Annotated in this window: 10 protein-coding genes; 7 read left to right on the forward strand and 3 right to left on the reverse strand. The window is 40.3% G+C overall.

From position 1 onward, the window contains the following. Window positions 1-165 precede the first annotated feature (165 nt). A complete protein-coding gene (locus FJR06_RS13575; RefSeq protein ID WP_168634130.1) occupies window positions 166-744 on the forward strand; it encodes a Uma2 family endonuclease in 579 nt (192 codons plus the stop codon). Window positions 745-799: 55 nt separating this feature from the next. On the opposite strand, the gene pgeF is transcribed toward FJR06_RS13575, so the two are convergent. Beyond that, window positions 800-1,579: a peptidoglycan editing factor PgeF gene (gene pgeF / locus FJR06_RS13580; protein ID WP_168651617.1), complete on the reverse strand. Its 780-nt coding sequence runs from the start codon at window positions 1,577-1,579 to the stop codon at window positions 800-802. Between the two features lie 92 nt (window positions 1,580-1,671). Here pgeF and FJR06_RS13585 point away from each other — a divergent pair, with 92 nt between their 5' ends. Together FJR06_RS13585 and FJR06_RS13590 are read left to right on the forward strand one after the other, a co-directional pair. Continuing rightward, window positions 1,672-2,484, forward strand: a complete 813-nt coding sequence (locus tag FJR06_RS13585; RefSeq protein ID WP_041458139.1) for a biotin--[acetyl-CoA-carboxylase] ligase — start codon at window positions 1,672-1,674, stop codon at window positions 2,482-2,484. Between the two features lie 98 nt (window positions 2,485-2,582). Next, entirely contained in the window at window positions 2,583-4,256 is a 1,674-nt protein-coding gene (locus FJR06_RS13590) for a peptidoglycan DD-metalloendopeptidase family protein (RefSeq protein ID WP_015081460.1), read from the forward strand. Between the two features lie 176 nt (window positions 4,257-4,432). Here the strand turns inward: FJR06_RS13590 and FJR06_RS13595 are convergent, their stop codons facing one another. Beyond that, entirely contained in the window at window positions 4,433-5,092 is a 660-nt protein-coding gene (locus FJR06_RS13595; protein ID WP_148765225.1) for a riboflavin synthase, read from the reverse strand. Between the two features lie 405 nt (window positions 5,093-5,497). Between FJR06_RS13595 and FJR06_RS13600 the strand changes: the two genes are divergently transcribed. The 3 genes from FJR06_RS13600 to FJR06_RS24390 all read left to right on the forward strand — a co-directional run bounded on the left by FJR06_RS13600 (window position 5,498) and on the right by FJR06_RS24390 (window position 7,911). After that, on the forward strand, window positions 5,498-5,992 hold the full coding sequence (locus FJR06_RS13600) for a bifunctional nuclease family protein (RefSeq protein ID WP_015081458.1): 495 nt from the start codon (window positions 5,498-5,500) through the stop codon (window positions 5,990-5,992). A gap of 381 nt (window positions 5,993-6,373) precedes the next feature. Next, complete coding sequence (locus FJR06_RS24385) at window positions 6,374-7,132, forward strand: PAS domain S-box protein (protein WP_235081901.1); 759 nt, start codon at window positions 6,374-6,376, stop codon at window positions 7,130-7,132. After that, window positions 7,084-7,911 (forward strand): sensor histidine kinase KdpD, encoded by an 828-nt coding sequence (locus FJR06_RS24390; RefSeq protein ID WP_051155221.1) that lies wholly within the window; start codon window positions 7,084-7,086, stop codon window positions 7,909-7,911. The genes FJR06_RS24385 and FJR06_RS24390 overlap by 49 nt, the downstream gene beginning before the upstream one ends. 7 nt (window positions 7,912-7,918) lie before the next feature. Here FJR06_RS24390 and FJR06_RS13610 read toward each other — a convergent pair whose 3' ends face one another. Then, window positions 7,919-8,086: a hypothetical protein gene (locus FJR06_RS13610; RefSeq protein ID WP_168634134.1), complete on the reverse strand. Its 168-nt coding sequence runs from the start codon at window positions 8,084-8,086 to the stop codon at window positions 7,919-7,921. 61 nt (window positions 8,087-8,147) lie between these two features. Between FJR06_RS13610 and FJR06_RS13615 the strand changes: the two genes are divergently transcribed. Continuing rightward, the coding region (locus FJR06_RS13615; RefSeq protein WP_168651618.1) for a helix-turn-helix domain-containing protein at window positions 8,148-8,242 on the forward strand (95 nt) is incomplete at its 3' end.

The following is an 8,242-nucleotide window of genomic DNA, read 5'->3' on the forward strand; positions in this document are numbered from 1 at the left end:
TCTGTGAATGTAGAATCCCCGCGTCTTTAGACCGGGGAGTGTCAATTCATGTATACGTTTATTGTCGGTGTAGTAATTTTTAATTAAGCTTAGAGATTAAAATTTAATTTCCCAGATATCATTTTATAATTTATCTAAAGTTGATCTCATCCTCACGAGGTTATTATGACAGCTATCACCGTCAACTTAAACCCTATTATCCAATTAAGTGATCAGCAATTTTATCAACTCTGTCGAGAAAATCCTGAAGTCAAATTTGAACGCAATGCCAAAGGAGAAATATTGATTATGTCACCAACAGGAGGAGGAACAGGAAAACGTAATGTGGAAATTGCCGCAGATTTTGTGTTTTGGAATCGTAAATATAAACTAGGAGTTTGTTTCGACTCTTCCACCTGTTTTAAACTTCCCAATGGTGCAAATCGTTCTCCTGATGTTGCTTGGATTAAAAAAGAAAGATGGGATACACTCACACCAGAAGAACAAGAAAAGTTTTCCCCAATTGCCCCAGATTTTGTTTTAGAATTAATGTCACCTAGTGATAGTTTGCAGGAAACGCGAGCAAAAATGCAGGAATATATCAATAATGGAGTTAAATTAGGTTGGTTAATTAATCGAAAAATGCGCCAAGTGGAAATTTATCGTCTTGGTAAACCAGTAGAGATATTAGAATTTCCCCAAGAATTATTAGGTGAAGATATTTTGCCAGAATTTATTTTAAATATGGAAATCATTTGGGGATAGGTTGTTGAAATTCAACAACCGGATCATCTTGGTAAGTCATGGTAATATAATGCTATTATTTACCTGTACTCACAATTCCTGACCATTGCACCTTTTTCTCCCGTTCTCGACGATAAGAAAAGAAATGTTCTGGAGTTTGGAAAGTACAATAGGGAGCGATCGCAATTTGTTCTAAACTAATTCCTAATTGTTCCAATTGCAAAGCATTCACCCGCCGCACATCTAAACAGACCTTTCCCGGTTCTGGATCTTTGATTAAAGGTGAATTCGCTAAATTATGTAAAGCAGGAACTATTTTTTCTGGTTCATAATGTGGTAGAATGGTACTGCCAATTTCCGCAGCTACTTCCACAGAAACTTGGTAAACTTCCCCAGCAATAGCCGGACCCATAGCTACGCGCAAATCTGCTAAATTGCTACCGTGAGATTGCATTCTGGTAATAGCTTCAGGAACAATTTTCGCCGCTGTTCCCCGCCAACCAGCGTGTAAAGCCGCCACCTGTCCAGTTTTCACATCTCCAATCAAAACAGGTGTACAATCAGCAGAAGCCACCCAGACAGCTTGTAACGGTTGCTGACTAATTAAACCATCTGCCAACGCCAAATCATCATCACTGGCATTGACATGATCATCAACCTCCTGGGGAGTTAAAACAGTATTGCCATGCACCTGTTTTAAACGATAAGCTAAAGCCTCTGGTTGTAGTGCCTGAGTTAGTTCATGAGGTAAACGAGGCCAAAACCGTTGGGTAAAGAAACCATGAGACCAGGGTTCTAGAAGATTACAAGTCAGGTAAGGTAGACCTTCCCAATTGTGCCAATGCCAAGTGTGCATCTTTAACCAAACCTCAATAGAAAATTAATTACTTTCAATCAATGCTAACTTGAACAACTGCCAAAAAAGATTTAAAACAATGGTGAACTGTGGTGGAATTTAATCGGCAACTTTTGGTAGATAGCTTAAAAGCAGAATATAAGCATCAAGATTTACCATTCTCTCTACATATTTTTAACACTTTATCTTCCACAAATCAAACCCTGTGGCAACTAATCAACCAAGGAGAAAAACCAGGTTGTGTAGTTATTGCCACCCAGCAAACCGCCGGCAGGGGGCAATGGGGTCGTCAATGGCAATCTTCTACTGGTGGTCTATATCTTTCAATGGCATTAACACCCAACATGGAAGCTACCAGCAGTTATCAACTCACCTTGGCCAGCGCGTGGGGAATTACAGCGCAATTACGAAAATGTGGTATACCCGTCGGCATAAAATGGCCAAATGATTTAGTATTAGATGGTCGCAAATTAGGAGGCATTTTAACGGAAACCAAAGTCAATCAAGGACATATCACTCAAGCTGTGATTGGTGTTGGCATTAATTGGGCAAATCAAGTTCCAGAAACGGGAATTAATCTGCAATTATGGCAAAATTCCCAAAATTATCAGATGATTCATCACCTGGAAATGCTTACCTCACAAGTCTTACTAGGAATTAAGTCCGGTATCGAGTGTCTACAGGTAGAAGGAATAAACATCCTCTTATCTCGCTATCTTGATCTACTCACAAATATGGGTGATCAGGTTTATGTCAATAATCTTTTAGGTACAGTAGTTGGAGTAACTCCACAGGGTAATCTCCGGTTAAAAATGACAACTTATGATCCAAAAGCAGCCGTAACACCAGAAATTTTTTGCCAACCAGGTACAATCAGTTTGGGTTATCGTCAAGCTTCTGTTTAATGATTAAATTTGTTAAAAATGTCACTTCATAGGATAGTATATCCAGCATGGAATGATATCATTTCTTTAGACTTATTACACACAACACAAGAGAAAAAATGACGCAGCACCATAAATCTGCCCATAAAAATTTTTACTACGGTGGCACGAGTAAACGTTTTGCTTCTAGACTACCAGCACAAAGCCTCTGTTTGTTAAGTAGCTTTAGTCTTCTTGGTAGCGGATTTGTAACTGCTCAAACTGAAACTGCATCAATAGACAATATTGTTCCCACTATTGAGAATTCCCAACCAGCAGTAGTTACAAATCCAGTTCAGAAAGAAACTATTGTTCCTGAAACAGCCAAGCCACAGCCGGATTTTTCTGACCGACAAGCTAGGCTGAAAAAGAAGCTAAATAGCAAAAGTGTTGCTGAATCTACAGAAGTTGTCAGAGATGCTAAACCCAAAGGTGAAAATACTCAACCTACAGCCAGTGTGAGAATTTCCCAGCCCAAAGGTGAAAATACTCAACCTACAGCTAGTGTGAGGATTTCCCAGCCCAAAGGTGAAAATACTCAACCTACAGCCAGTGTGAGAATTTCCCAGCCCAAAGGTGAAAATACTCAACCTACAGCCAGTGTTAGTGAACCTGACCCATTGGTTAAAAAACTCCCAGAAGTCGCTCAAACAACCAATAATTCGCAAAATACTGTCAAGGATACAGAAAGTAGTCTCAAGGATTATAACAACGCTTATATTGATCCCACTGACTACAAAAATGCAACCACAGATAACTATGAACCGCCCAGTTCTGTAGTCGTCACAGAACGTTCTAGTGGTTGTAGTGCAAATGTAGTTCCAGGGCAAAGTGCTTGTGCTAAAACTACCCAAACTCCTGCCGTGGCTAAGTCTAAAGATTCATCACCGACTTGGCTGAAAAAAAGTGAAACTGCTAAATTACCAATCGTGTCCCCAGTGAGGACAGCCATAACTGCAACCCGCAATCAACGTGAGAATGTTGGTGAAGCTGTTGCTACTAGTGTGAGCAAAATTAGTCAACCTCAAAATAATTGGCGGATTTCCAGAACTAACACCAGCAGTCATACAAAGGCTGCCTATCATGCCAATAGCTTTATCCCCAGTCCTAGGGAATTTAGCACGACAAAGGTGAGTTCTATCCCTATTGCTCCCCAAGTAGGTAGTTTACCAGCACCGATGATTGAGGGTAATCTTGCTCCTCGTCCCAGTCTGGTGTCCTATGATTTTTCACTGGCATCTGTATTACCTCAAGTTCCTTATACTAATACCCTGGCTTATCGTGGTGGTGGTGGTTCGGGAATTGTCTTCCCTCTGTCTATGGCTGCACCAATTACGTCTTTATTTGGCTGGCGTGTTCATCCTATCACGGGCGATCGCCGTTTTCACGCTGGTACAGATTTAGGTGCGCCCACGGGAACACCAATTTTAGCAGCGGCTAAAGGTCAAGTAGAATCAGCTAACTGGTTAGGTGGTTATGGTTTGGCTGTAACAATCAATCACAGTTCGGCTCAACAAAGTCTTTACGGGCATATGTCAGAAATCTTTGTTCAACCTGGTCAATGGGTAGAGCCTGGAACTGTCATTGGTCGAGTTGGTAGCACTGGTAACTCTACAGGACCTCACCTGCACTTTGAAATCCGTCACCTTACCCAAAATGGATGGGTTGCTGTTGACCCAGGTGTGCAATTAGAAGGTGGCCTTAGCCAGTTGGCACAAGGCACACAAGGCACGAAAACAGCCCAAGCTCGGTAATTTGGCGGAGTGGTCAGTGGTCAGTGGTCAGGGAGGAGGGGAGAAATTTCTTCCTTCTTCCTTCTTCCTCCTGATAGCGAAGCGTGGCGTTAGCCATACTTCTGATAGCGAAGCGTGGCGTTAGCCATACTCCTGACTCCTGACTCCTGACTCCTGACTCCTGACTCCTCTTCTCCTTACAAATATCCGTTTTCTGCTAAGAATGCAGTTGTAATTTCCGCTTGTTGATGGTGATTATTGCCAGGGGTGAGGAATTTTTCCACGTATTTACCCAGGATATCTCCTTCTAGATTTACCCAACTACCCGCTACTAAATAACTCAGATTGGTTTCGCTGTATGTTAGCGGGATGACGGCAACTGTAAATTGAGATGATTCTGATTTATATTTAGCTACGGTGAGGCTGATACCATTGACAGCAATGCTACCTTTAGGAACTATATAACGAGCGATCGCTTCTGGGGCGACAAAGGTCATTTCCCAGGAACTAGCAGTTTGTTCAGATGTAATTAACTGACCAATTCCATCTACATGACCCATAACAAAATGACCGCCAACTTTACCACCCACCCGTAGTGATGCTTCTAGATTGACGTATCTTTGTTGAATTTCTTCTTTGCCTAATGTTGTGCGTCCTAGGGTTTCCGGTGAAGCGGTGGCAATAAATCCATCTTTTAAGATTTCTTCAACTGTCAAACACACGCCATCTACCGCCACACTATCACCATAGGCCAAGTCATGAATGATCATCTCTGGCTGACTAAGATAATTAATCTGCCACGAATCTCCTGTTAAGGGTTTTATGGTTCCTAAACCTTGAATTAATCCTGTAAACACAGCTTTTGGGAAACTAATTTTATTTATTGCTTAATTTTGGCGGAAATCAACTAATAATTCTCGGAAAAAATGTAAAGCCCGTAAGTTTATTTTTTTCCTGGTTTTGGTAAATGAATATTAACATATTAACATCAATCCCCAGGCATACTTGAATTAGGAGCTAAAAGAAAGATGAAGGATAAAATATGAAGGATCAATAAATGAGTTATTAACAAGGTGTGAAATTAGTTTATTTATACCTGATTTCTATGACACCACAGTAAGAGTCAACTAACCATTAAAAATTCCTAAAAAGCTGGTTTGATTTGCTTTTTTAATTTTTAATTTTTAATTCTTAAATTCGGAAAAAAGTGGATTATTTGTTACATATTTCCAAGCGATTAAAGAACTTTAGAGGCTGAACCAATGATAGAAATGAAAGTCGCTGGTATAGCATTAGATGCGATCACTCGCAGCCCGATTGTGCTTCTGAAGGATGGTTCAGATCGTCGCGCTTTGCCCATTTACATCGGTCAGGAACAAGCAAGAGCAATTATGGGGGCAATGGAAAATCAAAAGCCCCCCCGACCTTTAACCCATGACCTAATCGTGAATATGCTGGAAACATGGAATATGACTTTAGATAAAGTTATTATTCATACCTTACAAAAAGATACCTTTTATGCTGCGTTAATTCTTCAGCAAGGGGATGTCAAAAAAGAAATTGATGTTCGTCCCAGTGATGCGATCGCTATTGCACTCCGCACAAATACTCCCATTTGGGTCATGGAAGAAGTAGTGGCTAATGCTTCTATTCCTGTAGATCGTGATGCTGATGAAGCTGAACAGGAAGCTTTCCGCGAATTTATTTCTAATCTCCGTCCAGAGGATTTAATCAAGCGGTTTGGGAATGGTGACTAGTACCGCAAAGCGGAAGTCAAAAGTCAAAGGTCAAAGGTCAAAAGTAATATTGAGCAAGCTTTTTGACGATTGAGGATGGTTGGTTTATTTACGTCCTGCGGTACTAGACTAAGGTTAGGAGTCAGGAGGAATCTTGACTCAACTTGATTCAGAATTTTGTTGGGTTTCCCTGGGTCAACCCAACCTACATTTTTTTAACAACACGGGGTTAAGTACCATAAAAACACAAATTATAAAATATTCCCTCAGATAGATTTTTTAATCATAATTATTTTCTATCATGACTTGGGTTTTTGTGCTGATGGTGAAATTAAAAATTTCTCCAACACGAAGTAATATTAGAAACATCCTCTAATATTGCGGTCAACTTATTGACAATTTATGGTAGTGGTGATGGGGATTCTGTGGGCAAGTTTTCGACAGTGGTTAATGCGGGTAATAACTAATGATGGTTATGGTGGTGTGATAGCTGTGTGTTTGTTATTGCCAGCACTAACTGTCCTTTTTGTGGTGGGTTGGTTAATACTTAATGGTGAATTAGCGAAGTTATATAATTATGCTTTTGCTATTTCCCTTCTTGAGTTTGTTGTAATTATAGTTTTTATTATTTTAATTTGGCAAAGTGCGATAGCAATTGATCGCCTCAGTTATAAAAATCGTCGTGCTGAAGAGGCATTGAAAATTAAGGATGAGAATCTGCAAACTTTTGTCAATGCTAACATTATTGGTATTATTTCTGGTGATATTTATGGTGGCATCCACCAGGCAAACGACGAATTTTTGAGAATTACTGGTTATACAAGGGAAGATTTACTCGCTGGTAATTTAGGTTGGAGGCATCTGACAGCACCGGAATTTTTATATTTAGATGAACAAGCGATCGCTGAATCTCATTCTAGTGCAGATGGTGGTTGTACACCATATCAAAAGGAATATATTCGCAAAGATGGTAGTCGTATTCCTGTGTTAGTTGGTTTTGCCCTCAAGGGGGAAAAACGGGAGAGGTCAACAGCTTTTATCCTGGATTTAAGTGAACGGGAAGCCACACTCAAGGAACTCCGGAAAAGTAAGGAGGATGTATCGGGGCATTTTTGGATATTACGGAGCGGAAACAAGCAGAAAAAGATCGCACTAATTTGATCACTTCTTTGCAAACACAAACTGAGCAGTTACAGAAAGCTAACCAGATGAAGGATGAGTTTCTGGCAGTTTTGTCCCATGAATTGCGATCGCCTCTCAATGCTATAGTCGGTTGGTCTCATTTGCTCAGAACTCGCAAATTTACAGAAGATCAGGTAGCCCAAGGACTAGAAACCATTGAACGCAATGCGAAAATCCAAAATCAGTTAATTGATGATTTGTTGGATATATCCCGCATCATTAGAGGTAAGTTAACCTTTAATCCTCGAAGTTGCAATTTAGTTCCTATTATTAATTCAGCTATGGAAACTGTCTCCCTTGCAGCCCAAGCAAAGGAAATTAATTTGCACTTTGATCCCCATGATGGAGAATTGCCAGATTCAACCTCTGCTGTGATGGTATCCGGTGATAGCGATCGCTTGCAACAGGTGATCTGGAATTTGTTAACCAATGCCATCAAGTTTACACCCCAAGGCGGTAACGTCGAAATTAGGCTGAATAAAGTGGCTATTAGCACCGCAAATTTGTCAAATGATCATGATCAACCCAGAAAATATGCTCAAATTCAAGTAATTGACAATGGAATTGGCATTACTGCTGAGTTTCTCCCCCATGTCTTTGATCGTTTTCGTCAAGCTGATAGTTCCAGCACTAGATCCTATGGTGGACTCGGATTAGGATTATCACTTGTGCGCCATTTAACAGAAATGCATGGTGGTACTGTTCATGTAGAAAGTTTAGGGGGTAGAAACAGCTTGATAATTTCTACCCATAACTAGCCTTATGTTACTGTTTGTCCAAGTCTTCAATAAGTTGATCAACAAAATCCCTCAACCGTTGTTGCCAGTCAGGGACGGTTTTAATTTTTTCCCTGACTCCAGGTAAAACCTTAAATTGCAAGGGTGATTTATCGTAGGCTACTTGATTTTGTGGTTTAAATTTAATCCGAGGCATTGCCAAATCCTAATATATCTGATATACTAGACATCATAGCCCAACATTGAAGGTCGAATCAATGCTTTTATCATTCAAAACTGCACTAATTCCAAATAACGGACAGATTACAGCTTTTCGCAAGGCTTCTGGAGTCGCTAGACACGCTTACAACTG

The organism is Dolichospermum sp. UHCC 0352, from assembly GCF_009711925.1.
Classification (GTDB): Bacteria; Cyanobacteriota; Cyanobacteriia; order Cyanobacteriales; family Nostocaceae; genus Dolichospermum; species Dolichospermum lemmermannii.